General features: G+C 72.7%; 22 protein-coding genes. 10 read left to right on the top strand and 12 right to left on the bottom strand.

From position 1 onward, the window contains the following. The first annotated feature begins 6 nt into the window (after positions 1-6). The gene (locus tag A6A27_RS02785; protein ID WP_073832771.1) at positions 7-1,485 is read left to right on the top strand and encodes a sigma 54-interacting transcriptional regulator; all 1,479 of its coding nucleotides are present in this window, start codon (positions 7-9) and stop codon (positions 1,483-1,485) included. Between the two features lie 2 nt (positions 1,486-1,487). Further along, complete coding sequence (locus A6A27_RS02780) at positions 1,488-3,440, top strand: vWA domain-containing protein (RefSeq protein WP_073832770.1); 1,953 nt, start codon at positions 1,488-1,490, stop codon at positions 3,438-3,440. 141 nt (positions 3,441-3,581) lie between these two features. Here the strand turns inward: A6A27_RS02780 and A6A27_RS02775 are convergent, their stop codons facing one another. Next, positions 3,582-3,986 carry an ArsR/SmtB family transcription factor gene (locus tag A6A27_RS02775; protein ID WP_073832769.1) on the bottom strand — a complete coding sequence of 135 codons (405 nt, stop codon included), beginning with the start codon at positions 3,984-3,986 and terminating at the stop codon, positions 3,582-3,584. Then, a complete protein-coding gene (locus A6A27_RS02770; protein ID WP_073832768.1) occupies positions 3,986-4,639 on the bottom strand; it encodes an SRPBCC family protein in 654 nt (217 codons plus the stop codon). The genes A6A27_RS02775 and A6A27_RS02770 overlap by 1 nt, the downstream gene beginning before the upstream one ends. Positions 4,640-4,783: 144 nt before the next feature. Here A6A27_RS02770 and A6A27_RS02765 point away from each other — a divergent pair, with 144 nt between their 5' ends. Then, positions 4,784-5,260: a hypothetical protein gene (locus A6A27_RS02765; RefSeq protein WP_073832893.1), complete on the top strand. Its 477-nt coding sequence runs from the start codon at positions 4,784-4,786 to the stop codon at positions 5,258-5,260. Between the two features lie 89 nt (positions 5,261-5,349). Here the strand turns inward: A6A27_RS02765 and A6A27_RS02760 are convergent, their stop codons facing one another. Beyond that, the gene (locus A6A27_RS02760) at positions 5,350-6,342 is read right to left on the bottom strand and encodes a GlxA family transcriptional regulator (protein WP_073832767.1); all 993 of its coding nucleotides are present in this window, start codon (positions 6,340-6,342) and stop codon (positions 5,350-5,352) included. 52 nt (positions 6,343-6,394) lie between these two features. Between A6A27_RS02760 and A6A27_RS02755 the strand changes: the two genes are divergently transcribed. Next, positions 6,395-7,696 (top strand): MFS transporter, encoded by a 1,302-nt coding sequence (locus tag A6A27_RS02755; protein WP_073832892.1) that lies wholly within the window; start codon positions 6,395-6,397, stop codon positions 7,694-7,696. Between the two features lie 121 nt (positions 7,697-7,817). Here the strand turns inward: A6A27_RS02755 and A6A27_RS02750 are convergent, their stop codons facing one another. Next, on the bottom strand, positions 7,818-8,549 hold the full coding sequence (locus A6A27_RS02750) for an RICIN domain-containing protein (protein WP_073832766.1): 732 nt from the start codon (positions 8,547-8,549) through the stop codon (positions 7,818-7,820). Between the two features lie 58 nt (positions 8,550-8,607). Then, positions 8,608-8,892, bottom strand: coding sequence for a DUF427 domain-containing protein (locus A6A27_RS02745; RefSeq protein WP_073832891.1), 285 nt, complete (start codon positions 8,890-8,892; stop codon positions 8,608-8,610). 135 nt (positions 8,893-9,027) lie between these two features. Here A6A27_RS02745 and A6A27_RS02740 point away from each other — a divergent pair, with 135 nt between their 5' ends. Next, a complete protein-coding gene (locus A6A27_RS02740; protein WP_083672380.1) occupies positions 9,028-10,248 on the top strand; it encodes a sialidase family protein in 1,221 nt (406 codons plus the stop codon). A 45-nt stretch (positions 10,249-10,293) separates the two neighbouring features. On the opposite strand, the gene A6A27_RS02735 is transcribed toward A6A27_RS02740, so the two are convergent. Continuing rightward, the gene (locus A6A27_RS02735) at positions 10,294-12,285 is read right to left on the bottom strand and encodes a beta-galactosidase (RefSeq protein WP_198940164.1); all 1,992 of its coding nucleotides are present in this window, start codon (positions 12,283-12,285) and stop codon (positions 10,294-10,296) included. A 216-nt stretch (positions 12,286-12,501) separates the two neighbouring features. On the opposite strand from A6A27_RS02735, the gene A6A27_RS02730 reads away from it, so the two are divergent. Both A6A27_RS02730 and A6A27_RS02725 read left to right on the top strand, forming a co-directional pair. After that, complete coding sequence (locus tag A6A27_RS02730; protein WP_073832764.1) at positions 12,502-13,200, top strand: FadR/GntR family transcriptional regulator; 699 nt, start codon at positions 12,502-12,504, stop codon at positions 13,198-13,200. A 168-nt stretch (positions 13,201-13,368) separates the two neighbouring features. After that, positions 13,369-14,352 carry an acetylxylan esterase gene (locus tag A6A27_RS02725; RefSeq protein WP_073832763.1) on the top strand — a complete coding sequence of 328 codons (984 nt, stop codon included), beginning with the start codon at positions 13,369-13,371 and terminating at the stop codon, positions 14,350-14,352. A 52-nt stretch (positions 14,353-14,404) separates the two neighbouring features. Here A6A27_RS02725 and A6A27_RS02720 read toward each other — a convergent pair whose 3' ends face one another. From A6A27_RS02720 to A6A27_RS02700, 5 genes are all read right to left on the bottom strand, one after another. Continuing rightward, positions 14,405-15,337 carry a dihydrodipicolinate synthase family protein gene (locus A6A27_RS02720; protein ID WP_073832762.1) on the bottom strand — a complete coding sequence of 311 codons (933 nt, stop codon included), beginning with the start codon at positions 15,335-15,337 and terminating at the stop codon, positions 14,405-14,407. Continuing rightward, the gene (locus A6A27_RS02715; protein ID WP_073832761.1) at positions 15,334-16,359 is read right to left on the bottom strand and encodes an oligopeptide/dipeptide ABC transporter ATP-binding protein; all 1,026 of its coding nucleotides are present in this window, start codon (positions 16,357-16,359) and stop codon (positions 15,334-15,336) included. Before A6A27_RS02715 ends, A6A27_RS02720 begins: the two co-directional genes overlap by 4 nt. Continuing rightward, positions 16,356-18,320, bottom strand: a complete 1,965-nt coding sequence (locus tag A6A27_RS02710; RefSeq protein ID WP_073832760.1) for a dipeptide/oligopeptide/nickel ABC transporter permease/ATP-binding protein — start codon at positions 18,318-18,320, stop codon at positions 16,356-16,358. Before A6A27_RS02710 ends, A6A27_RS02715 begins: the two co-directional genes overlap by 4 nt. Then, on the bottom strand, positions 18,320-19,279 hold the full coding sequence (locus A6A27_RS02705) for an ABC transporter permease (RefSeq protein ID WP_143193832.1): 960 nt from the start codon (positions 19,277-19,279) through the stop codon (positions 18,320-18,322). Before A6A27_RS02705 ends, A6A27_RS02710 begins: the two co-directional genes overlap by 1 nt. A gap of 77 nt (positions 19,280-19,356) precedes the next feature. Beyond that, positions 19,357-20,973: an ABC transporter substrate-binding protein gene (locus A6A27_RS02700; RefSeq protein WP_073832759.1), complete on the bottom strand. Its 1,617-nt coding sequence runs from the start codon at positions 20,971-20,973 to the stop codon at positions 19,357-19,359. Positions 20,974-21,192: 219 nt separating this feature from the next. On the opposite strand from A6A27_RS02700, the gene A6A27_RS02695 reads away from it, so the two are divergent. Next, positions 21,193-21,915 (top strand): FadR/GntR family transcriptional regulator, encoded by a 723-nt coding sequence (locus tag A6A27_RS02695; RefSeq protein ID WP_073832758.1) that lies wholly within the window; start codon positions 21,193-21,195, stop codon positions 21,913-21,915. A 9-nt stretch (positions 21,916-21,924) separates the two neighbouring features. Here the strand turns inward: A6A27_RS02695 and A6A27_RS02690 are convergent, their stop codons facing one another. Next, the gene (locus tag A6A27_RS02690) at positions 21,925-22,395 is read right to left on the bottom strand and encodes an aminoacyl-tRNA deacylase (RefSeq protein WP_198940163.1); all 471 of its coding nucleotides are present in this window, start codon (positions 22,393-22,395) and stop codon (positions 21,925-21,927) included. Positions 22,396-22,488: 93 nt separating this feature from the next. On the opposite strand from A6A27_RS02690, the gene A6A27_RS02685 reads away from it, so the two are divergent. Both A6A27_RS02685 and A6A27_RS02680 read left to right on the top strand, forming a co-directional pair. Next, positions 22,489-23,889 carry an FAD-binding oxidoreductase gene (locus tag A6A27_RS02685; RefSeq protein WP_073832757.1) on the top strand — a complete coding sequence of 467 codons (1,401 nt, stop codon included), beginning with the start codon at positions 22,489-22,491 and terminating at the stop codon, positions 23,887-23,889. Beyond that, complete coding sequence (locus tag A6A27_RS02680; protein WP_073832756.1) at positions 23,886-25,229, top strand: class I SAM-dependent methyltransferase; 1,344 nt, start codon at positions 23,886-23,888, stop codon at positions 25,227-25,229. Before A6A27_RS02685 ends, A6A27_RS02680 begins: the two co-directional genes overlap by 4 nt. Positions 25,230-25,345 lie beyond the last annotated feature (116 nt).

Raw genomic sequence — 25,345 nt, 5'->3', positions numbered from 1 at the left:
TACCGGGTGACTGCGCCAACCCAGGTTTCCCCGGTCCCGCCCGCCGACCTGCCCGGCACGCTCGGCGCGTTGCGGGCGGCCGGCCACCACTACCGCACGGTCAAGCAGGAGATCCGCGACAACCTCCTCGCCCGGATGCGCTCCGGGGAGGAGCGCTTCCCGGGCATCGTGGGCTACCAGGACACGGTGCTGCCGGAGGTCGAGCGGGCCCTGCTCGCCGGCCACGACATGGTGCTGCTCGGCGAGCGGGGCCAGGGCAAGACCCGGCTGATCCGGTCGCTCGGCGCGCTGCTCGACGAGTGGACCCCGGTCATTCCCGGCTCGGTGCTCAACGAGCATCCGATGCACCCGCTCACCCCCGCCGCCCGGGCGCTGGTCGCGGAGCGCGGGGACGAGTTGCCGATCGGCTGGCTGCACCGCTCGATGCGGTACGGCGAGAAGCTGGCCACGCCGGACACCAGCGTCGGCGACCTGATCGGGGACGTGGACCCGATCCGGATCGCCCAGGGGCGTACGCTCGGCGACCCGGAGACCATCCACTTCGGACTGGTGCCGCGAACCAACCGGGGCATCTTCGCGGTCAACGAGCTGCCCGACCTGGCCGAACGGATCCAGGTGGCGCTGCTGAACGTGCTGGAGGAGCGGGACATCCAGGTCCGCGGCTATCAGCTGCGCCTGCCGCTCGACCTGCTGCTGGTGGCCAGCGCCAACCCGGAGGACTACACCAACCGGGGCCGGATCATCACTCCGTTGAAGGACCGGTTCGGCGCGGAGATCCGTACCCACTACCCGGTCGACCTGGAGCTGGAGCTGGCGCTGATCCGGCAGGAGGCCGACCTGGTGGCCGAGGTGCCGGAGCACGTGCTGGAGGTGCTCGCCCGGTTCGCCCGCGCGGTCCGGGAGTCGCCGTCGGTGGACCCGCGCTCCGGGGTGTCCGCGCGGTTCGCGATCGCCGCCGCGGAGACCGTCGCGGCGGCGGCGCTGCGCCGCGCCGGCCTGCTCGCCGCTCCGGCGGCCGGCGGCGCCGCTCCCGGTGCCGGCGACTCCGTGGTACGCCTCGAGGCGCCGGTGGCCCGGGTCGGCGACGCGGTCTCGGTGACCTCCACCCTGCGCGGCAAGGTCGAGTTCGAGAGCGGCGAGGAGGGGCGGGAGATCGAGATCCTGGCCCACCTGCTGCGCACCGCCACCGCCGAGACGTTCCGGGGCCGCCTGGCCGGGTTGGACCTGTCCGGGTTCACCGCGCTGGTCGCGGAGGGCGAGGTGATCGAGACCGGCGAGCTGGTCTCCTCCGCCGAGCTGCTGCGCCAGGTCGGCACCGTGCCGGGGCTGGCCAAGGTGCTCGACCGGCTGGGCCTGGGCGACGCGCCCAGCCCGGAGGAGGCGGCCGCCGGGATCGAGTTCGTGCTGGAAGGGCTGCACCTGACCCGCCGGCTGGGCAAGGACGTCACCGACGCTGGGCGCACCGTCTACGGCGGCCGGGACTGAGCATGGCCGGCAACCGGTTCCGGTACGGGCAGTGGCGCGGCGGGCCCGACCCGCTCGCCCCGCCGTACGACGTGCGGGCCGCGGTGGACGCGGTCGGCGCGGAGGTGCTGGGCGGCGGCAGCCTGCGGGATGCGCTGCGGGACCTGCTGCGGCGCGGCCCGCAGGGGCGTGGCGGCCTCGACGAGCTGGCCGCCCGGGCCCGGCGGCTGCGCCGCGAGGCGCTGCGCCGGGGCGACCTGGACGGCGCGGTGACCCGGACGCGGGCGCTGCTCGACCAGGCCCTGGCAGCCGAGCGGGAGGAGCTGCGCGGCCGGGACGGCGACGACGCCCGCTTCGCCGAGGCGGTGCTGGACAACCTGCCCCGCTCGACTGCCCGCGCTGTGGAGGAGCTGTCCGGGTACGACTGGGCCAGCGACGAGGCGCGGGCCACGTATCAGCGGATCCTGGACGGGTTGCGCGGCGAGGTGCTGGAGCAGCGCTTCGCCGGGCTGCGGGACGCGGCGCGGGCCGCCGCGGACCCGGCCGCCCAGCGGCAGCTCGCCGAGATGATGCGCGACCTCAACGACCTGCTCGCCCGGCACGCCCGGTCCGAGGACACCACCGACGCGTTCGCCGAGTTCATGCGTCGGCATGGCGAGTTCTTCCCGGAACGGCCGAAGGACGTCGACGAGCTGATCGACGTGCTGGCCCGCCGGGCGGCGGCCGGCGAGCGGTTGATGCGGTCGCTGTCGGATCGGCAGCGGGAGGAGCTGGCCGGGCTGATGCGCCAGTCCCTCGGCGAGCAGCTGGCCGGGGAGCTGGCGCAGCTGGACGCGCAGCTGCGGGCGCTGCGCCCGGACCTGAACTGGCAGCGCGGCGAGCGGATCCGGGGCGACCGGCCGCTCGGCTACGGCGAGGCGGCCGGGGCGCTCGGTGAGCTCGCCGAGCTGGACGAGCTGCTGGACCAGCTCGACCAAGACCAGCCGGGCGCCACCCTGGACGACGTCGATGTCGACGCGGTGGCCCGAACGCTGGGCCGGGACGCGGCCGACGACGTACGCCGGCTGCGGGAGCTGGAGCGGGAGCTGCGCCGGCAGGGCTGGGTGACCCGGGACGCGGAGGGGTTGACGCTGAGCCCGAAGGCGCTGCGCCGGCTGGCCGGCACCGCCCTGCGGCGGGTCTTCGCCGATCTGACGGCCGGCCCGCGCGGCCAGCACGATCTGCGCTCGGCGGGCGCGGCCGGTGAGGTCAGCGGCGCCTCCCGGCCGTGGGAGTACGGCGACGAGCAGCCCCTCGACGTGGTGCGCACGCTGACCCGTGCGGTACGCCGGGCCGGTCCGGGCGTGCCGGTGCAGCTCGCGGTCGAGGACTTCGAGGTGGTGGAGACCGAGCGGCGGGCGTCGGCGGCGGTGGCGCTCTGCGTCGACTTGTCGTACTCGATGATCTCTCAGGGGCGTTGGGGGCCGATGAAGCAGACGGCGTTGGCGCTGTCGCATCTGGTGGCGACCCGGTTCCCGCAGGACGCGCTGCAGATCATCGGGTTCGGGCGGGAGGCGCTGCCGCTGTCCCAGCAGGAGTTGGCGGCGGTGGAGCCGGATCTGCAGCAGGGCACCAATCTGCAGCACGCGCTGCGGCTGGCCGGCCGGCATCTGCGCCGGCACCCCGGTGCCGAGCCGGTGGTGCTGGTGGTGACCGACGGTGAGCCGACCGCCCACCTTGACCCGGACGACGGGGAGGCGTACTTCCACTGGCCGCCGCTGCCGGAGACGATCGAGGCGACCATCCGGGAGGTGGACCGGCTGACCCGGTACGGCGCGACGCTGAATCTGTTCATGCTCGGTGACGATCCGGGTCTGCGCCGGTTCGTCGACGCGGTGGCCCGCCGGTCGCGGGGCCGGATGTTCACCCCCGATCTCGACGATCTCGGCGAGTACGTGGTCTCCGACTACCTGCGCGCCCGCCACGGCCGCCGCTGACTGGTCGCCGGCTCCCGTCGGGCGGCGGGCCCCTCGCTCGCCCGCTGTCGTGCTGATGTCGGGAACGACTCGCGCTCTGCTGGTGGCCCGCCGAGGGTGTGTGGAGAATCGTCGGGCCGGCGTGTCCGGACAATCCTGAGATCAGGCGGTGGCTCGGGGTGGTCGGCGCTCGTTCGTGGGGCCCGGCTCCCGGGCCTGGTCCGGGTTGCCGGCCCGTCGCCGTGCCCGGCGACCGCGGGCGAGTTCGGTCTCCAGGGCGTCGAGGGGCTGGGCGAAGGGGTCCGCGAAGCGCGCGAGCCAGTCCTGGGCCACGGCGACTCCGGCGCTGTCGACGCCGTAGATGCGGCGGGTGCCCTCGGCGCGTACGGTGACCAGCCCGGCCTCGCGCAGGACGCGGAGGTGCTGGGAGGCGGCGGGCTGGGAGATCCCGAACTGTGCGTGCAGCACGTCCGCGATCGCGCCCGCCGGCCGCTCGCCGAGGCTCAGCAGCTCGAGGATCCGGCGGCGCACGGGATCGCCCAGCGCGTCGAAGACGGCACCCGCCATCAGCCCTCCGGTGCCTCCTCCGGCGCGGTCGTGTAGAACGCGACGGTACGCGTCGCGGCGGCGCGGGCCTGCTCCGGGTCGTCGCCGTCGGCGATCGCGGCCTGGGCCCAGCCTTCGCCGGCGAGCCGGACGAATCGGGTGCCGTCGGGGCTGAGCGGCCAGGCGGCCCCCTCGGCGGGGTCGAGGGCGGCGCCGGCCAGGTGCTGGGCGAGGCCCAGCAGCGCGAGGTCCCAGCCGATGCCGACCGCCCCCGGGCCGAACTGCGCCCACAGGTCGGGGTCGACGTGCGCCTCGTGGACCAGTTCCAGCGTCGTGTCGCCGTCGGTCTCGCCGAGGTGGACCTGCACCCACGAGACCTGGCCGTTGAACTCCCAGGTCACCGCGAAGCTCTCCGGCTCGGTGCAGCGCTCCACGACGCCGCTGGCGTTGCCCTCGAGTTGGTAGTGGCCGCCGACGACCAGGTCGCCGCTGATCGGAAGGAACCAGCGCGGGATCCGCTCGGCGTTGGTGAGCGCGTCCCACACGTCCGGGCGTTCGGCGGCGTACCGGCGGCGGGCTATGGCGATCTTGGTGGGTCGGCCGTCGCGGGTGCCGCGGCGGATTTCGCGGGCCACCAGACCGGCGGCGCGGACGGGATCACTGGTGAGCGTCAAGACTCCTCCTTCATAAGTTGTGGCTTATATTAGCCCGATCGATCGGGTGGGTAAACCCCGTCAGGCGGCCTCGTCCGGGTGAACCCGGCGGGGTAGCCGCAGCGCTGCCGTCCGTAGGCGGGGTTGGATGCGGGCATGGACGACGTGGACGCCGCGGAGCTGCGGCGCGCGTACGAGACGGTGCTCGCGGAGGTGGACGCCGGCGGGTTCGGGCCGCCCGAGGACGGGGAGCTGAGTGCCGAGCAGATCGTCGCCCACCTGGCCGCCAGCGACGAGCTGATGAGCGAGGCGACCGAGGCGGTGCTGGCCGGGTCGCCGTTCGCGTACTACGACCTGGAGACCATCCACCGCCCGCAGCTCGACGCGTTGGTCTCCGAGTGCGGCGGGCTGGACGGGTTGGCCGCGCTGCTCCGGGCTACCAGCCAGAAGCTCTGCTCCCTCGCCGAGCGCCTCGGCCCGGCCGCGGAGACCCCGGTGGAGACGGTGCTGCGGGAGGGCTTCGACCTGGACGTGGCCGACACCCTGCCCTGGGGCCGGACGCTGGACCTGCACACCCGCGTCCACCTGCCGATGCACCTTGCCCAGCTCCGCGCCCTGCGCCGCCAGCCGCACATGGCCTGAGCGAAGACGAGCCGGTGGCGTGGGCGGTGCCCTGCGAAGCTCCTGGGTGAGACGCGCTGCCCGGGGCCCTGCCGGTCCGGCAGCGGGGATCAGGAGACGCGGTGGAAGGTGCGGCGGTAGGCCGTGGGGGCGACGCCGACCCGCTGGTGGAAGTGCTGGCGCAGGGCGGCGGTGGTGCCGAAGCCGGCGTGCCGGGCGATCTGGTCGACGCTCAGGTCGGTGGTCTCCAGCAGCAGCCGGGCGTGCTCGGTGCGCTGCTGGAGCAGCCACTGCGCCGGGCTGAGTCCGGTCTCGGAGCGGAAGTGCCGGGTGAAGGTGCGTACGCTCATCCGGGCGTGCGCGGCCAGGTCGCGCAGCGCCACCGGCTCGTGCAGCCGTTGCCGGGCCCACTGCCGGGTGGCCGCGGTGCCGGTCTCCGCCGCTCGGGGGACCGGGCGCTCGATGTACTGGGCCTGGCCGCCGTCCCGCCACGGCGGCACCACGCAGCGCCGGGCGGACCGGTTGGCCACCTCGCTGCCGTGGTCGGTGCGGATCACGTGCAGGCACAGGTCGAGGCCGGCGGCCACCCCAGCCGAGGTGAGTACCCGGCCGGAGTCGATGAACAGCACATCCGGGTCGAGGTCCACGGCCGGGTGCAGCCGGCGGAAGCGGTCCGCGTACGCCCAGTGGGTGGTGGCCCGGAGGCCGTCGAGCAGGCCGGCGGCGGCCAGCACGAACGCGCCGGTGCAGATCGACATGATGCGCGCGCCGCGCTCGTGGGCGGCCCGCAGCGCCGCCGCCACCTCGGGGGCCAGCGTCCCGTCCGCCAGCGGCGGACCGCCGTGGATGCCGGGCACGATCACCGAGTCAGCGGTGTCGAGCAGCTCCAGCCCGTGATCGGGGACGACCTGGAACCCGGCGGTGCTGCGGACCGGGCCACCGCCGGGGGCGCAGGCGTCGACGGTGTAGAGCTGCTGGAAGTCGCCGGTACGGGCGGTGCCGAAGACCTGAGACGGGGTGCCCAGGTCCAGGCCGACGACCTGGTCGAGGGCGAGCACGGCGATCCGGTGCGGGACGACAACCATGGCCCGATTATTGCGCATGATGGCTTTCCGGCCACTCGTCGTGCGGCCCGCCCGCCCCGAGACTCGGAGCGTGACCCGTTCCCGCCGTCTCCACCCGGCCTGGGCCGTCGCCGCCGTCGCCTTCGTGGCGCTGGTCGGCGCGGCCGGTTTCCGCGCCACGCCCGGGGTGCTGCTGCACCCGCTGCACGCCGAGTTCGGCTGGCCCCTCGCAACGATCTCCGCCGCCGTCTCGGTCAACCTCATGCTCTACGGGCTGACCGCCCCGTTCGCCGCCGCGCTGATGGACCGGTTCGGCATCCGCCGGGTGGTGGCCGGCGCGCTGGTGCTGGTGGCCCTCGGCAGCGGGCTGACCGTCATGATGAGTGCGAGCTGGCAGCTCATCCTCTGCTGGGGTGTCCTGGTCGGGCTGGGCACCGGATCGATGGCGCTGGCCTTTGTAGCCACGGTCACCGGACGCTGGTTCGTCCGCCGGCGAGGGCTGGTCACCGGCGTACTCACCGCGGGCGGGGCGACCGGGCAGCTGGTGTTCCTCCCGCTGATCGCCGTGCTGGTCCGCGACCACGGCTGGCGGGTGGCGGCGCTGGTCGTCGCCGGGGCGGCGCTGGCAGTCGTACCCCTGGTCGTGTGGCTGCTACGCGAACACCCGGCGGACCTCGGCCTGCCCGCCTACGGCGCCACCGAAGTGCTGCCCCCCGCCCCGCCGGCCCGCGGGGCGGCGGCCCGGGCGATCGCCGCGCTCACCGCCGCCGCGCGGACCCGGCCGTTCTGGCTGCTCGCCGGCGGCTTCGCGATCTGCGGCGCGACCACCAACGGCCTGGTCGGCACCCACTTCGTGCCGGCGGCGCACGACCACGGCATGCCGGAGACCACCGCCGCCGGCCTGCTCGCCCTGGTCGGGATCTTCGACATCGCCGGCACGGTGGCCTCCGGCTGGCTCACCGACCGGATGGACAGCCGGCTGCTGCTCGGCGCCTACTACGCGCTGCGCGGCGCGTCGCTGCTGGTGCTTCCGGGCCTCTTCGCCGACACCGCGCAGCCCAGCATGCTGGTCTTCATCGTCTTCTACGGGCTGGACTGGGTGGCCACCGTGCCGCCGACCGTGGCGCTGTGCCGGGAATACTTCGGCGCGTCCGCCGCGGTGGTCTTCGGCTGGGTGTTCGCCGCCCACCAGATCGGCGCCGCGATGGCGGCGACCGGCGCCGGACTGGTCCGCGACCAGCTCGGCGACTACGCCCTCGCCTGGTACGCGGCCGGCGCGCTGTCGATCGGGGCGGCCGGGCTGTCGTTGCTGCTGCGCCGCCGGCAGCCGGTGCCCGTGCCGGTCGCGGTGCCGGTGGCCGCCGCGCCGCGCGCGTGGAGCTACCGGGGCTGACGCCGCCGACCTGGCGGTGTCCCCGGGCGCCGGCCGGGCCGCCGAGGCCGGCCCGTGTCATCGGCGACCTGGCGGTGTCTGCGGCGGCCGGACACTCCCACATCGGCGACCCGCCCCCGGCCTACCCGATCGCCCACTGCTGCTCGGGCGCGCCGCTGCACGGGGCCTGTTCCAGCGCGTTGCCCGCGTCGCTGCCGGCGTCGTGGACCTGCGCGCACTTGCCGCTGTGTACGGCTACCAGCAGCACGGCGCCGCCGGCGGCCGGGGCGAGCCGCCACTGCTGGTTGGCCTGCCCGTTGCAGGACCACTGCACCACCTTCGCGCCGTCATCGGCGCTCTGCCCGTAGACGTCCAGGCACTTGCCGCTGGCCGCGTTGACCATGGCGAACACGTCGGCGGCGACAGGGGTCGCCACCCACTGCTGCTCCGGGCCGCTGGTGCAGTCGGCCAGCGCCGCCTGCGCGCCTTCCGGTTCGTCGCCGGTCACCCCGACGCAGCGCCCGGAGGGCACGCCACGGAACACCTTCGGTCCGGCCGCGGGGGCTGGCGGCGGGGCCGGCGCGGCCGTCGGCGACGGCGGGGCGGCCGTGGTGGGCGCCGCCGTGGTGGGCGCGGCCTCCGTGGTGGGCGCGGCCGGACTCGACTCGCTCGCCGTGAGGGTCGGTGCGCCTGCCGTGGACACCGGCTGGTCGCCGCCGCCGAGCACGCCGGTGGCGAGGAACGCCCCCAGGAGTACGCCGACCACGGCGACGCCCAGCGCGATCCGCATCAGCGGGTCCTGCGGCAGGCGGAGCCGGGCCAGGCGGCGGGCGCCGTAGACGGTGCCGGGCGGGTCGGTGCGTGGCGCGGACATGGGGGCATCCTGACCCACGGCGACGGTCGATGGCGAGCCGCCCCGGTGCGGCCGTGACTCAGTCGACGACCTGGACGTCCTTCCAGAACGCGACCCGGTCGCGCACCATCTCCGCCTCCGGCTTCGGGTCGGGGTAGTACCAGACGGCGTCCGCGCTGGACCGGCCCGCGTGTTCGAGGGTGTAGTACGACGCGGTGCCCTTCCACGGGCAGAACGTGTGGGTGGCCGAGTCGCGGATCAGGTCCTCGCGCAGCACGGCGCGGGGGAAGTAGTGGTTGCCCTCGACCACCACCGTGTCGTCGCTCTCCGCGATGACGAGGTCGCTCCAGACAGCTTTTGGCATGGCGTCCACGGTAGGCCGAAGGGCTGACCTTGACCACTTCGAAACCCACCTTTAGCGTCGGGATCGGACAGTGGACGTCCTACCTCCTGGCGCTGTCGCTGATGGAGGCCACCGACCACCACGAGAGAGGTGCGCATGCCCGCCTTCACCCCCCGGTCATCCCTCCCGCTCCTCGCCGGTGTCACGCTCGGCGCGTTCCTGGCCGTCGGCGCCGCACCGGCCGCAGCAGCCCCCGGCGGCGGACCCCGCCACTGCGACACCTCCGTGCCGTTCGTCTCCGGCACCGAGGGCTACACCGCGTTCCGGATCCCGGCGGTGGTCACCGCCCGGTCCGGCACCCTGCTGGCCTTCGCCGAAGGCCGGGCCGGATCGCTCGGCGACGCCGGGAACATCGACCTCGTCCTGAAACGGTCCGGCGACGGCGGCTGCACCTGGGGACCCCTGCAGGTGGTCCACGAGCGGGGGCCGGACACCGCCGGAAACCCGGCACCTGTCCTGACCTCCGCCGGCCGTCTCGTGCTGCTGTCCACGGTGAACGCCGGGGACGCCTCGGAAGCCGAGATCATGCGCGGCGAGGTGACCCCCGAGCAGAGCCGCCGGGTCTTCGTCCAGTACAGCGACGACGAAGGGGCGAGCTGGTCGGCTCCCCGCGAGATCACCGACCAGGCCAAGGCGTCGACCTGGCGGTGGTACGCCACCGGACCGGGTCACGCCGTACGGCTGACCGTGGGCGCCCACGCGGGGCGGCTGGTGGTCCCCGCCAACCATTCGATCGCCCCGCCGGCCGGCTCGCCCGACCTCGGCACGGAGGCGAAGTACTACGGCGGCCACCTGCTGTACAGCGACGACGACGGGGCGAGTTGGCAGATCGGCGCGGTCGACGACAACCCCGACGGCTACCTCAACGTCAATGAGTCGACGGCGGCGGAACTGCCGGACGGCCGGCTCTACCTGAACTCCCGGGACCAGAACGGCAGCGCGCCCGGCACCCGCGCCGACACCTACAGCGCGGACGGCGGGGAGACCCTCGTGCAGCCGTACCGCCCGCAGGCGACCCTGGTCGGGCCCGTCGTGCAGGGCAGCGTCCTGCGGTTGGCCGGACCGCACGCGCCGCTGCTCTACTCCGGCCCCGCCGATCCGAACAGCCGGGCGGTGATGACGCTGCGGACCAGCACCGACCAGGGCGCCACCTGGCAGCCGGCGCTGGCGTTGTCCGGGTTGCCGGCCGGGTACTCCGACCTGGTGCAGTTGGACAACCGGACGGTCGGCGTGCTGTACGAGACGGGCAACTCCGGCCCGTACCAGACGATCACTTTCCGCCGGGTGTCGGTCGGCGACCTGCGGCCAGGCCGCTGACCACGGGGTGCGCCGCGGCGACCGTCGCGGCGCACCCCGCGCGGGTCAGGACCGCAGCACGGCGACGCCGCGCGGCGCGAGGGTGACCGCGTCGACCGGGTGCTGTCCGTCCCCGAGCAGGTCGACTGCCGGTTCCGGCAGCGCCACCGTGGCCTCGGTGGCGCCGTGGTTGAGCAGCAGCAGGTAGGAGCGGTCGGTGCCGTGCCGGCGGACGGCCTGGACGCTCGCGGGCAGGCCGGGCAGGACCGGTTCGACCCCGGCCTCCGCCCGCACCCGGTCGAGCAGTGCCGCCATCAGGGCCGGCTCCGGCCGGGTCGCCAGGTACCAGGCGGTGCCGCTGCCGTAGCGGTGACGCAGCACGGCGGGCCGCCCAGACAACTCGCCGTCGGCGAAGCGGCCGATCACCTCGGCGCCTGCCGGCTCGACCCACTCCGACCACTCGAGCCCCCGGCCCACCTGGCCGTCGAGGTCCAGGCCGACGGTGCCCGTCGCGGGCAGCGGCCAGAACTCCTCGACCCGTACTCCGAGCAGCTCGCACAGCGGCCCCGGCGCCCCGCCGGCATGCCACCGCTCGTTCTCGTCGACGATCCCGGAGAAGTAGGAGATCACCAGGTGCCCGCCGCGTGCGACGTGGTCGTGCAACGCGGCGGCGGTCGTCTCCCGCAGCAGGTACAGGTTGGGTACGACCACCAGGCGGTAGCCGCTCAGGTCGGCGTCCGGTGACACCACGTCGCAGGTCACGTGGGCGTCGAACAGTGGTTCGTAGTGGGCCCGGTGGGCCGCCAGGAGGTCCAGCGGAGCCGGGTGGGCGTCCCCTTCCACCGCCCACCAGTTCGGCCAGTCGTGCAGCAGCGCCACGTCGGCGCGTACCCGGGTGCCGGCCAGTTCGGCGGCGGCGCTGATCTCGGCGCCGAGGTGGCGGATCTCGCGGTGGGTACGGGTGTCCGGTCCGGCGTGGGGCAGCATCGCCGAGTGGAACTTCTCCGCGCCCCCGGCCGCCTGCCGCCACTGGAAGAAGAGCACCCCATCGGCGCCCTGGGCGACCGCCTGCCAGCTCCACAACCGCATCACTCCCGGTGGCTTGGGGGCGTTGCGTTCCCGCCAGTTCACGGCGCTCGGTGCCTGCTCCATGAGCAGCCACGGCTGACCGTCGCGGGCGGACCGGGCCAGGTCGTAGCCGAACGCGGCCTCGACGTGGGTGCGCGGGTCGTACGGGTCGGGGTAGCTGTCGAGGCTGACCACGTCCTGTTCGGCGGCCCAGCGGTAGGAGTCGATCGGCTTGTGCACCAGGCCGATGAAGTTCGTGGTCACCGGAACGGTCGGGGTGTGCCGGCGCAGGATGTCGCGCTCCAGCGCGTAGCAGGCCAGGATCGCCTCGTTGCTGAACCGGGCGAAGTCCAGCTTCTGCGCCGGGTTGCCGAGGGTGGGGGCCGTCCGCGGCGGCAGGATCTCCGACCAGTCGTCATAGCGCTGGGACCAGAACGCGGTGGACCAGGCGGCGTTGAGCGTGCCGAGGTCGCCGTACCGGCGCCGGAGCCAGTGCCGGAAGTCCTCGGCCGAGACGTCGCACCAGCAGGCCCGGACGTGACAGCCGTACTCGTTGCCGACATGCCACAGCCGCAGCGCCGCATGGTCGGCGTAGCGGGCGGCGACCTGTTCCACCAGCCGGCCGGCGTGTTCGCGGTAGGCCGGGCTCGACGGGCAGTAGTGCTGTCGGGCGCCCGGCCACAGCCGTACCCCGTCGGCCCGTTGGGGCAGCGTCTCCGGGTGGCGGCGGGACAGCCAGGCCGGTGGTGACGCGGTCATGGTCGCCAGGCTCGCCCCGATGCCGGCTTCGGCCAGGTGGTCCATCACCCGGTCGAACCAGGCGAAGTCGAACTCGCCGGGTCGCGGCTCGACCCGGGCCCAGGCGAAGATGCCCACCGAGACCAGCGACACGCCGGCCTCGACCATGAGCTTCATGTCCTCGGCCCAGACCTCCTCGGGCCACTGCTCCGGGTTGTAGTCCCCGCCGAACATGAGTGCGGGCATGGTCATCAGCTCCCCCTCGGTCGGCCACGGCATCGCCCCGAATGCCCAACTTCTCCGGCAAACAGGACATGGGATGTCCTGACGTGGTGCGGGCAACATACGGACTGGGCGTGATCGCCGTCAAGGGCGTCACCGTGTAAATTCTTCCCACCGCCTCGCTTCGTCGCCGTCACGACGTGGGATGTTAGGAGCGCGCGGAGAAGATGGAGTGTGGGAGGCAAGATGCGGGCACGTGGCAAGGAGAGCCTGCAGGAGCGCATCGTCGCGCTCATCCATGAGCGGCAGTTGGCCCCCGGCGCCCCGATGCCGACCGAGCCCCAGCTGATGGAACTGCTCGGCGCGAGCCGCAACAGCGTGCGGGAGGCGGTCCGGGCGCTGCAGGCGCTCGGCATCGTGGAGATCCGGCACGGCTTCGGCACCTTCGTCGGCCACGCCCCGCTGAACGTGCTCACCCCGTCGCTCGCATTCCGGGTCCGGACCCGACCGGGGCACGGGGTTCGGGCGCTGCACGACCTCGTCGCGGTCCGCGAGTTGCTGGAGATCGGGCTGATCGGCTCGGTGGCGCAGGACATCAGCGAGACCAAGCTGGCCGCACTGGACGCGCTGGTCACGGCGATGGCCCGGGACAAAGAGGCGGACCGGGCCTTCCACTCGCTGCTCTACGAGGCCTGCGACAACGAGTTGGTGCTCCAGCTGATCGGCCTGTTCTGGGACGTCTACCACGAGGTCGAGCCGGCCCTCGGGCCGCCCGAGGACCGGGCCGCCGACATCGTCGCCAACCACCGGCGCATCGTCGAGGCGCTGCGGGCGCGGGACGGCAGCGGTGCGCAGGAGGCCATGCGCCGGCACTTCCGTGACGTCAAGGCGCGGATCGCCTGGGCGGAGCGGTGGCTGACCGAGGCGGGTCGACAGCCGGCCTGACTCCCTCGCCCTCGGATCTTCCTTTCCCCGGTGCGCGCGCAAATCCGTCTACCGCCCCTTCCGGACATCCCATGTCCCCCGTAGGCTGACGCGCCGACGGTGCGGCGGTGTCCCACTGGGCACCGCCACCCGTCCCTGGCGCGACCCCTGGCGACGGAAGGTGAACCTGTGCTCAGCGACTGGCCCCTGGAACAGCTGCGCGAATACCGGCCGGCCCGGACCGAACCCGACGACTTCGACGAATTCTGGACCGGAACGCTCCAGGAGACCGCCGCCGCGGCCTGGCCGGCCCGGGTGGAGCCGTACGACGCCGGGCTCGCCACCGTGGAGGCGCACGACGTCACCTTCGCCGGGTACGCCGGTCAGCCGGTACGCGCCTGGCTTCTGCTGCCCCGCCACCGGACCGGCCCGCTGCCGTGCGTGGTCGAGTACATCGGCTACGGCAGCGGTCGTGGCCTGCCGCACGACTGGCTGTTCTGGACCGCCGCCGGCTACGCCCACCTGGTGATGGACACCCGGGGCCAGGGCGCGGCCGGGTCACTCACCGGTGACACCCCCGACCCGGATCCGTCCGGCGCCCCGCAGGCGAACGGCTTCCTGACCCGGGGCATCAGCGATCCGGAGCGCTACTACTACCGGCGGGTCTTTGCCGACGCGGTACGGGCGGTGGAGACCGCGTCGGCGCTGCCGGAGGTCGACGCCACCCGGATCGTGGTCGCCGGGGGTAGCCAGGGTGGCGGGATCGCGCTGGCGGTCGCCGGCCTGGTCGACGGGCTGGCCGGGGTCCTGCCGGACGTGCCGTTCCTGTGCCATTTCCGGCGGGCCGTCGACGTCACCGACACCGGGCCGTACGCCGAACTGGCGTCGTACCTGCAGACCCGGCGGCGGGACGTGACAGCGGTGTTCCGCACGCTCAGCTACTTCGACGGTCTCAACTTCGCGTCCCGGGCCCAGGCCCCGGCGCTGCTCTCGGTGGCTCTGATGGACCGGACGTGTCCCCCGTCGACGGTGTTCGCGGCCTACCACCAGTACGCCGGCACCGATCGTGAGCTCGTGGTCTGGCCGTACAACGGTCACGAGGGCGGCGCGGCGTTCCAGCGGGTGGAGCAGTTGCGCTGGCTCGGCAAGCGGGTGCCACCGGTCGCCGGCTGAGCCGAGTGCGGTCGCCGCCGGCCCGGTCCGGGGGCCCGGCCGGCGGCGACGCTCAGAGCAGTCCGGCGTCGGTCAGGTACTTGCCGACCCGCGCGGTCTCCGCACTGTTCAGCGGCACCTGGGGCAGCGCCGTCGTCGGATGGTCGATGATGCCCCGCAGGTGCAGCGCGGCCTTGAAGGCACCGAGCGGAGACGAACTCATCCCCATCCGGTGCGCGCCCACGTACACCAGCTCGAACAGCCGGGTCAGCCGCTCCTGCTCGGTGCGGGCGGCGGCCCAGTCGCCGGCCGCCGCGGCGCGGTAGAGCCGGACGTAGCCGTGCGGGTCGACGTTGCCGAGGCCCGGTACAACTCCGTCGGCACCCATCCACAGCGCCGAGTCGACGGTGAGTTCCGAGCCGGTGAGCACGCTGAATCCGCTGATCTCCGGCCGGTCCCGCCGGCCCAGGAGCAGTCCCCGCAGGCCGGCGTCGTCACCGCTGGAGTCCTTCAGCCCGGCCAGCACCCCGTCGGCGGCGAGGCCGAGCACCAGGTCCGCGCCGAGCTTGCTGTGCACCGACACCGGCAGGTCGTAGGCGTACAGCGGCAGCCCGCTCCGGTCCGCGATGGTCCGGAAGTGCACGTCGATCTCCACCGGGTGGGTCCGGGCGTAGAAGGGCGCGGTGGCCACCAGCCCGGCGGCGCCGGCGTCCGCCGCGACCCGGGCGTGGTCGAGCACCCGTAGCGTGGTCATGTCGATCACCCCGGCGAGCACCGGCACCTGGCCGGCGACGTGGCCGATCACGGTGTCCAGCACGATCCGGCGGTGGCCGTCCGGCAGGAAGGCCACCTCGGACGAGGAGCCGAGCACGAACAAGGCGTCCACCCCGCCCTGCAACTGGTGGTCCACGAGCCGGACGAGTGACCGGGTGTCCACCTCGAAGTCGGGTGTCAGCGGGGTGCAGACGGGAGGGATGACGCCGGTGAGTGCGGTGGCGATGGTCATGAACGCTCCTGTGCTTGGCTGATCAGTTCCAGGTCGGTGGCGCCGTCCTGGACGGGGTGGTGACAGCGGAGGCGGTGGCCCCCGGCCAGGTCCCGCATCGCGGGGAGTTCGCGGGCGCAGGTCTCGTCGGCCTTCCAGCAGCGGGTGCGGAACGGACAGCCGGACGGCGGCCGGGTTGCGGAGGGCACCAGGCCCGACAGGGGGATCGGTTCGATCGGCGACAGCAGGCCGGGGGTCGCGGAGAACAGGGCGCGGGTGTACGGATGGCGCGCGTGCCGCGGCACCGATGCGGCGGGTGCCTGCTCGACGATGCGGCCGAGGTACATGGTGACCACCCGGTCGCTCATCCGCCGCACCGTCTGGATGTCGTGCGAGACGAACACCATCGCCAGCCCGAGCTGTTCCTTGAGGTCCAGCAGCAGATTGAGGATCTGGGCGCGTACCGACACGTCCAGCGCGCTGGTCGGTTCGTCCGCCACGACCAGCGCGGGGTCCAGGGCGAGGGCCCGGGCGATGGCCACCCGTTGCCGCTGCCCGCCGGAAAGCTGGCCGGGCACCAGGTCGGCGCAGCTCGAAGGCAGGCCGACGAGGTCGAGCAACTCGCGTACCCGCCGGTCGCGGTCGCTCGGCGTGCCGCGGCGGTGCACGTCCAGCGGGTCACGCAGGATCCGGCGTACGGGCAGCCGCCGGTTCAGCGCGGTGGACGGGTCCTGGAAGATCATGCCGGTCGTCGCGCCGATCGTGCGCCGGCGCCACGACTCCGGCATCGACCACACGTCGTCGCCACGGAAGCGGATCGTGCCGGCGGTGGGTCGTTGCAGCGCCACCAGCACCCGGGCCAGGGTCGACTTGCCGCAGCCGGACTCGCCGACGACGCCGACCGTCTCGCCGGCCGCCACCGTGAGGTCCGCGCCGGTCAGGGCGTACACCCGGTCGCGGGAGAAGATGCCGCCGGAGCGGGCCCGGTGGACGACGTGCACGTCGGCGAGTTCCAGCAGGGGGGTGCCGGTCGTGGGGTTCATCGGACCTCCGTCTGGGCCGGTACCGGCTGGGCGAGCTCGATCGCGGGGTGGTGGCAGGCGGCCGCGTGCCGGTGCGGCTCGCCGGTCAGTTCCGGGGTGACCGTGCGGCACACCTCGGTCGCCATCGGGCAGCGGTCGGCGAAGCGGCAGCCGGCGGGGAAGTCGGCGGGGGACGGCACCACACCGCGGATCTGGGTGAGCCTGGTCGCCCCGGCTTCCAGGGAGAGCACCGAGCCGAGCAGGCCCCGGGCGTAGTGGTGGGCGGGCGCGCCGACCAGGGACGCGGTCACCCCGGTTTCGACGATCTGGCCGCCGTACATGACCACGACCCGGTCGGTGACGTCGGCGACCAGGGCGAGGTCGTGGGACACCAGGATCAGCGCGAAGCCGAGTTCGGCCCGCAGCCGCAGCAGCAGCTGGATCACCTGGGCCTGGACCGTCACGTCCAGAGCGGTCGTCGGTTCGTCGGCGATGATGAGCTTCGGGTCCCGGGACAGGGCCATGGCGATGAGCACCCGCTGCCGCTGGCCGCCGGACAGCTCGTGCGGGTAGGCGGAGAGCGTCCGGGCCGGGTCCAGTCCGACAAGTTCGAGCAGTTCGGTCGCGCTGCGCCGGCCGCCGCGCCGGATGACCTGCTTGAGCTGGGCGCGGACGGTCATCGCCGGGTTCAGCGACGAGAGGGCGTCCTGGTAGATCATCGCCATGTCGTGGCCGAGCAGCCGGCGTCGTGCCGCGCGGGACATCCGCAGCAGGTCGTTGCCGGCGAACCGGACGCTGCCGCGGACCCGGGCGTCGCGTGGTTGCAGCCCCATGATGGTCAATGCGGTGAGCGACTTGCCGCAGCCGGATTCGCCGACGAGGCCCAGCACCTCCCCGGGGCGGACGTCGAAGGAGATCCCGTCGACGATGTCCACCCCGTCGTGCCGGCCGTCGAAGCCGATGGCCAGCTGCCCGACCTGCAGGATCGGTGGGCCGTCGGGCAGGGGGCGGGCGCGTTGGGCCAGCCGCTGGGCGGCCTCGGCGAGTCCGGGCAGTTCGGTGATGCCGTCGGTGCCGGGTTGGACCTGCTCGTACTGGTCGACGTCGCTGTCGCGGCGGGCGGCGGGGCGGCGGGCGGCGGGTGCCGCCCAGGCGTCGGAGATGCCTTCGGAGAGGATGTTCAGCGCCAGGACGGTGAGCAGGATCAGCAGTCCGGGGAAGATGGTCGCCCACCAGCCGCCGAGGAGGACCAGGTTCCTGCCGTCGGCGATGACGCTGCCCCAGGACGGGTCGGGTGGTCGGACGCCGGCGCCGATGAAGGAGAGCGAGGCCTCGAAGACGATCGCATCGGCGACCGTGACGGTGCAGTAGACCAGGATGGGTGCGGCGCAGTTGACCGCCACGTGCCGGGCCAGGATGTACGGGGTGGGCGCGCCGATGATCTTTTCGGCGGCGACGTAGTCCTCGCCGTACTGGGCGAGCACGTTGGCCCGGACGATGCGGGCCACGGGTGGGGTGTTGAGGAAGCCGATCGCGGCCACCAGTACCCCGACGCCACCGCCGAAGACCGCGACGAGGACGGCCGCCAGCGCGATGCCGGGGAACGCCATGACCACGTCGAGGACCCGCATGATGGCCTCGTCGACCCATTTTCGGGAGGTGGCCGCGACGGCGCCGATCACCGATCCGGCGAGCAGGGCCAGCCCGGTCGCGCCGAGTCCGATGATCAGGGACCAGCGGGCCCCGTACAGGAGCCGGCTGAGGATGTCGCGGTTGGCGCTGTCCAGGCCCATCCAGTGGCTGGCCGACGGGCCGCCGCCGGTGGAGAACTGGGCCAGCGGGGAGTGCGGCGCGATGACGGGGGCGAGGATCGCGGCGAGGGCGACGGCGATGAGGATGCCGAGGGCGATCCAGGACGGTGGGGGCAGCCGGCGGAACCCGATGCCGGGTCGGGCCAGCCGTTCGGTGAGTCGTCTGCGCATCAGCCAGCGCTCCTGAGGCGGGGGTTCACCAGTAGGTAGAGGATGTCGACGACGAGGTTGACCACGACGAATCCGGTGGCGATGGTCAGCACCACGCCCTGTACGACGGCGGGGTCGCCGTTGGTCACCCCGTCGATCATCAGCTTGCCCATGCCGGGCAGGGAGAAGATGGTCTCGATCACCACGGCGCCGCCGAGCAGGTAGCCGACCCGTAGGCCGAGCACCGTGAGGGGGTTGATCAGCGCGTTGCGCAGGACGTTGCGGCCGACCACCACGACCGGGGGCAGGCCGCTGCCGATCGCGGTGCGGACGTAGTCCTTGTCCAGTTCCTCGACCATCGAGGTCCGGACGATCCGGGTCAGTTGGGCCGCCACGGGCAGCGACAGGGCCAGCGCGGGGAGGGTGAGCGACCGGAGCCAGCCGGTGTAGGAGTCGGCCGGGTTGATGTAGCCGCCGGTGGGGAAGAGGCCGGTGTCGACCGCCAGGTACTGGATCATCAGCAGGGCCAGCCAGAAGGACGGCGCGGCGACGCCGGTCAGAGACACGACCCGGATCAGCTGGTCGGGCCAGCGGTCCCGGAAGATCGCCGCGGTGACGCCGAAGAGCAGGGCGGTGACCACGCCGATGAGCAGGCCGAGGAAGGTCAGCTGGAGGGTCAGCGGCAGTGCGGTGAGCACCGAGTCGAGCACCGGCGCGCGGGTCAGGACGCTGGTGCCCATGTCGCCGTGCGCGAGGTCGCCGACGAACCGCAGGTAGCGGATGGGCAGCGGGTCGAGCAGGCCGTTCTCCACCTGGAACTGGTGGATCTGTTCCGGCGTGGGGTTGGCGCCCTGGAAGTACGCGTACTCGGGCTTGTTCTGCGAGAACCGCATGATGATGAAGACGAAGAGGATCACGCCCAGTTGCAGCGGGATCAGGACGAGCAGGCGGCGGACCAGCATTCTGGCGATCACGGCCACGGTGGACTCCTCGGCGGGGCTTCCGGCGGGTGCGGTCCGGGCGGGCGGCGGTGGGTCGTGCCGCCGCCCGTCGGCCGTCAGGCGTGTTCGGCCTGGAGCAGGTTGATGCCGGGGTAGGCCTGGGCGCGGATGCCGGTGAGCTTCTTCGGGTCCCAGGCGGTCATCAGTTCGGTGTGCACCACGGGGTAGAGCACGGCCTGCTCGGCGATGACATCCAGGTACTGGTGGGTGAGGTCGAGCTTGCGGGCCTGGTCCGGTTCGCGGGTGGCGCGGTCCATCATGGCGAAGAGGTCCTTCGCCTCGGCGCTGTTGTCCCACTTGGTGTATTTCATCCAGGTGCCGCCGGCCGTGTAGTTGTAGCGGAGGATGAGGTCGGCGTCGAGGCCGAACTGGTTGGGGTTCGAGGCGGCGGCGACGACCTGGTAGTCCTGGGACTGGTCCATCTTGGTGAACAGCGCGCTGGTGTCCTGTGGTTGCAGCGTCGTCTTGACCCCGATCGCGTTCCACGAGTTGGCGATGGTGGGCAGGCAGTCGGCGATCCAGCTGACGTTGACCGCCATGAGGGTGATCGACAGGTTGGTCACCCCGGCGGCCGCGAGGAGCGATCTGGCCTTGGCCGGGTCGTAGGCGTAGACGGTCTTCGCCTTGGCGTAGGACGGGTTCTGTTCGTTGAGGAAGCTGGTCGACGGGGTGCCGTGCCCCTTGAGGGCGACCTCGATCATCTTGCCGGTGTCGATGGCGTAGAGCAGCGCCTGGCGGACCCGGACGTCGTCGAACGGCTTGGTGCCGGTGTTGAACATCAGGAACATGTGGTTCATGCCCTTGCCGCCCTCGACGGTGAGGCCGGACTTCCTGAGCTGGTCGATGTTGGCGTACGGGATGTTGTCCGCGATCTGCGCCTCGGCGGATCCGCCGGAGATCTTGGCGACCCGGGCGGAGCTGTCGACGATCGACAGCCAGTTCATCTTCTTGAAGCGGGGTTTGCGCGGGCCGTTGTAGTCGGCGAACGCCTCGAAGGTGCTGTTGGACTTGGGGTTGTGTGCGGTCAGCCGGTACGGCCCGGAGCCGACCGCCTTGCCTGCCTTGGCCGCGTCCCAGCCGCCCGCCACGCCGTAGACGTGTTTCGGCATGATCTTCGCGATCGACAGTCGGGGCAGGGCGTCCGGGAAGGGGAAGTTGAACACCAGCTCGACGCTCTTGTCGTCGACCTTCCGGACCTCCTTGAGCCAGGCGCGGAAGAAGGAGCTGACCAGCGTCGAGGGGTTGAGCACCCGCTCGAAGGTGAACAGCACGTCGTCGACCGTGACCGGCTGGCCGTCGTGCCACTTCGCCCCGTCGCGCAGGGTGAACTTCCACGAGGTGGCCTGCAGGTCGGTGGGGAGTTCGGTGCCGAGCCCCGGGTACGGCTGGCGGCTGATCGGGTCGGTCCCGACGAGGCCCTCGTAGATGTGGTTGTGGGCGGCCATGGTGAAGGCGGACGCCGTCATCGTCGGGTCCCAGCTCTGGTCGTTGCCGTAGCCGATGACCGCGGTGACGAGGTCCTTGTCGGCACCGGCACCGACCGAACTCGTCGAGGCCGGTCCGGATTCACAGGCGGAGATGTTGGCGGTCACGGCGGCGGCCGCACCGATGATCCCGCTTAGGCGCAGGAAGTCGCGGCGGCTGTAGTGGGGCCGGGATACCGGGGCGCTCACGGTGCCTCCTACGGATCGAGGTCGGGGATGGTCGATGAGGACGTGGGACGTTCCACATCCCACCTCTGGGTTAGGGTGGAGGCTAGAGCGGCCGCCGTAGTCGGGTCAAGGGAATGCTTCGATGAGGTTTCCAGAAGATTGCGGCGATCGGTGCCCGGCTGGCGGTCAACCCGTGAGCCGGTGGTCATAGGATGTCCAGCGGAAGGTTGTGCCAGAGCCATGAGCGTTGCCGACCGTCCTGCCCGCCCTCGGCAGAGTCGGGCGACCGAAGCCCGGGAGGCGGTCAAGAGCCTCATCCTCGACCGGCGTCTCGGGGTCGGGGATCCGCTGCCCACCGAGTCGGAGCTGATGCGGGAGCTCGGGATCAGCCGCAACTCGGTCCGGGAGGCGCTCAAGGCCCTCCAGGCCGTGGGCATCGTGGAGATCCGGCACGGGTTCGGCATGTTCGTCGGACCGATGTCCCTCGGCGGACTGGTCGACGAGCTCGCCTTCCACGGCCGGGTCACGCCGGCCGACGGCGGCCACCACCTCACCCACCTCATGCAGATCCGCGAGGCGTTGGAGAGCGGGCTGGTCATGCAGCTCATCGACCGGCGCGGTGACTGCGACCTCGCCTCGGCCGTCGACGTGCTGGCCCGGATGGCGGAGGAGGCCGAGGTGGGCACCGTTTCGCCCGAGACCGACCGGCTCTTCCACGACGTGCTCTACGCGCCGTTGGGCAATCCCCTGGTGGGGCAGCTGCTCGGCGCGTTCTGGGACGTCTACCACCAGCTGCGCCTGGACCTCGGTACGCCGGTCGAACCGCCCGCCGAGGTGGTGCGCCGTCATCGGGTGATCTACGACGCGGTCGTCGCCGGCGACCGGGAGGCGGCGCTCACCGCGATCCAGGCCCACTTCGACGGCGTTCGCGGGCGGCTGGCCCGGCTGCGCGGCGGGCCCTGACGCTGCCGGTCAGCGGGCCGGTTCCGGGTCGGTCACGTCGGCGACCGTCGCGTCGAGCGTGGCGAGGGCCGCGTCGGCGTCGACGGCCACGGCCACGCCGTGCTCGCCCGCACCGAGGGTGATCTCCCGGCCGCGCAGCCGCTCGTCGGCGACCACCGGCCAGGCGATGGTCGAGCCGAACGGCGTGATGGTGCCGCGCTCGTAGCCGGTGGCCGCCCGGGCCGCCTCGGCGTCAGGCATGGACATCCGGCTCACCCCGAGCAGGGTGCGCAGCTTGGGCCAGGAGACGACCCGGTCGCCGGGGGTGAGCACGAACAAGTGGTCGTCCTCGCCCCGGCGTACCACGATGGTCTTGACCACGTCGGGGACCGCGACGCCGCGCGCCTGAGCGGCCTCGGCGAGGCTGCGGACCGGGCCGTGCCGGATCACCCGGTACGGCAGTCCGGCGGCGTCGAGGGCGGCGATCGCAGGGGACGGCATGCCCGCCACGGTAACCCGCCCGCCGACCGGTGGATGCGAAAAGGCCATGGTGGACAGCCCGCCAAGCTGGCGGAGCAGGCGTAATGTGATCTCATGCGTGCTCAGCGTGTGGATCATCCGGTTGACCATGAGCAAGCGGTGGACACGCTGCGGCGGTCGTACGCCGCGGTGCCCCCCGGCGAGACCGTGCGGCTGGCCAAACGCACCTCGAACCTGTTCCGGCCGAGATCGGCGCCCCGCGCTCCGGGCCTGGACGTGAGCGGCCTGACCGGGGTGATCGCCGTCGACCCGGCCGCCCGGACGGCCGACGTGCAGGGCATGTGCACCTACGAGGACCTGGTCGACGCCACCCTGCCTTACCGGCTGATGCCGCTGGTGGTGCCGCAGTTGCGCACCATCACCCTCGGCGGGGCGGTGACCGGGCTGGGCATCGAGTCCACCTCGTTCCGCAACGGACTGCCGCACGAGTCGGTGTACGAGATGGACATCCTCACCGGCGCGGGCGACATCGTCACCGCCCGGCCCGAGGGGGAGCACGCCGAGCTGTTCCGGGCCTTTCCCAACTCGCTCGGCAGCCTCGGCTACGCCACCCGGCTGCGCATCGAGCTGCAGCCGGTACGCCGGTGGGTGGCCCTGCGTAACATCCGGTTCACCCGGCTGGAAGAGCTGACCGACGCGATCGGCGAGGTGATCGCCAAGGGATCCTGGGAGGGCGACCCGGTCGACGGGATGGACGCGGTGATGTTCAGCCCCGGCGAGGCGTACCTGGTGCTCGCCACGTTCACCGACGAGCCGGGGGGACGGCCCAGCGACTACACCGGCCAGGAGATCTACTACCGGTCGTTGCAGCGGCGCACCCGGGACGTGCTGACCGCGTACGACTACCTGTGGCGCTGGGACACCGACTGGTTCTGGTGTTCGGCGGCGTTCGGGGTGCAGCACCCAACGGTCCGCCGGCTGTGGCCGCAGCGTTACCGCCGCAGTGACTTCTATCACCGGATCGTGCGGTTGGAGCACCGGTACCAGGTGGCCGCCCGGGTCGACCGCTGGCGGGGCAACCCGGCCCGGGAGCGGGTGGTGCAGGACGTGGAGATCCCGCTCGACAGCACCGCCGACTTCCTGCACTGGTTCGCCGGGACGGTGCGGATGACGCCGGTCTGGCTCTGCCCGCTGCGGCTGCGCGAGCCAGCCGGCCCCGGCTCCGCCCGGGCCTGGCCACTGTATCCCCTTCAATCAGGGGAGACCTATGTGAACATCGGCTTCTGGGGCAGCGTGCCGATCGCCGAGGGCGCGGCCGACGGCGACGTCAACCGGGAGATCGAGCGCAAGGTGTCGGAGGTGGGCGGGCACAAGTCGCTCTACTCCGACGCGTACTACGACCGGGAGGCGTTCCACCGGCTCTACGGCGGGGAGACCTGGCGCGCCGCGAAGGACCGCTACGACCCGGAACACCGGCTGACCGGACTGTACGAGAAGGCGGTAGCAAGACAATGAGCCTGACCGACCGTGAACAGGGGGCGGCGAGCACCCCGGCCAACCCGCCGGCGGGTGGCCGCCGCGGCGCACCGACCGTGGCGGACGTGATCCGCACGGTCACCACCGGCGACCTGCCCATCCGCATCACCGGCTACGACGGCAGCGCCGTCGGCCCGGCCGATGCCGGGATCACCGTGACGATCCGCACTCCGCGCGGGTTGTCCTACCTGCTCACCGCACCCGGCGACCTGGGCATGGCCCGGGCGTACGTGACCGGTGACCTGGGGCTGGAGGGTGTGCACCCGGGCGATCCGTACGAGGCGTTCAAGGTGCTCAAGGACTCGGTGCACCTGCGGTTGCCGGCGGTGGGCGAGGGGCTGGCCCTGGTGAAGGGGCTGGGCTGGGAGCGGCTGATGCCGCCGCCGCCCCCGCCGCAGGAGGCCGCGCCGCGCTGGAAGCGGGTGATGTCCGGGCTGCGGCACTCGCGCGGCCGGGACAGCGAGGCGATCTCGCACCACTACGACGTCTCGAACGCCTTCTATGAGAAGGTGCTCGGCCCGTCGATGACGTACACCTGCGCGGTCTTCCGCAGCCCGGGCGACACGCTGGAGGAGGCGCAGCGCGCCAAGTACGACCTGGTCGCCGGGAAGCTGGCGCTCAAGCCGGGGATGCGGCTGCTCGACGTCGGGTGCGGCTGGGGCGGCATGGTCCGGCACGCGGCCCGGGAGTACGGCGTCAAGGCGCTCGGGGTGACCCTGTCGAGGGCCCAGGCTGAGTGGGCGCAGGCGGCGATCGAGCGGGAGGGGCTGGGCGAGCTGGCCGAGGTGCGGCACCTGGACTACCGGGACGCGCCACGGGGGCAGTTCGACGCCGTTTCCTCGATCGGGCTGACCGAGCACATCGGGGTGCGCAACTACCCGGCGTACTTCGGAGCGCTCAAGGAGCGGTTGAAGCCGGGGGGCCGGCTGCTCAACCACTGCATCACCCGCGCCGACAACCGCGCCCCGCACCGCTCCGGCGCCTTCATCGACCGGTACGTCTTCCCCGACGGTGAGCTGGCCGGCCCGGGTCGGCTGGTCAGTGAGATCCACGACGCCGGGCTGGAGGTGCACCACGAGGAGAACCTGCGGCAGCACTACGCGCTGACGCTGGCCGGCTGGTGCCGCAACCTGGTCGAGCACTGGGACTTCTGCGTCGGGGAGGTGGGCCTGGGCACCGCCCGGGTGTGGGGGTTGTACATGGCCGGCTCCCGGCTGGCCTTCGAGCGCAACGAGATCCAGTTGCACCAGGTGCTGGCCACCCACAACGGCCCGCAGGGCGTGAACGGCTACCCGCTGCGCCCCGACTGGACGCCCTGACCTCATCGGTTCAGCGAAAGGCCGCGCGGTTCGCGCGGCCTTTCGTCGTCTGGGCCGTTCCGGAGATTGCTTGGGTCGGCCATTCAACCTTCGGGCCCCACCGGTCGTCCTTGGTG

This window comes from Micromonospora sp. CB01531, assembly GCF_001905095.1.
Lineage (GTDB): Bacteria > Actinomycetota > Actinomycetes > Mycobacteriales > Micromonosporaceae > Micromonospora.
Note: the sequence above shows the minus strand (reverse complement) of the source record. Positions and strands in the feature narration are given on the sequence as shown.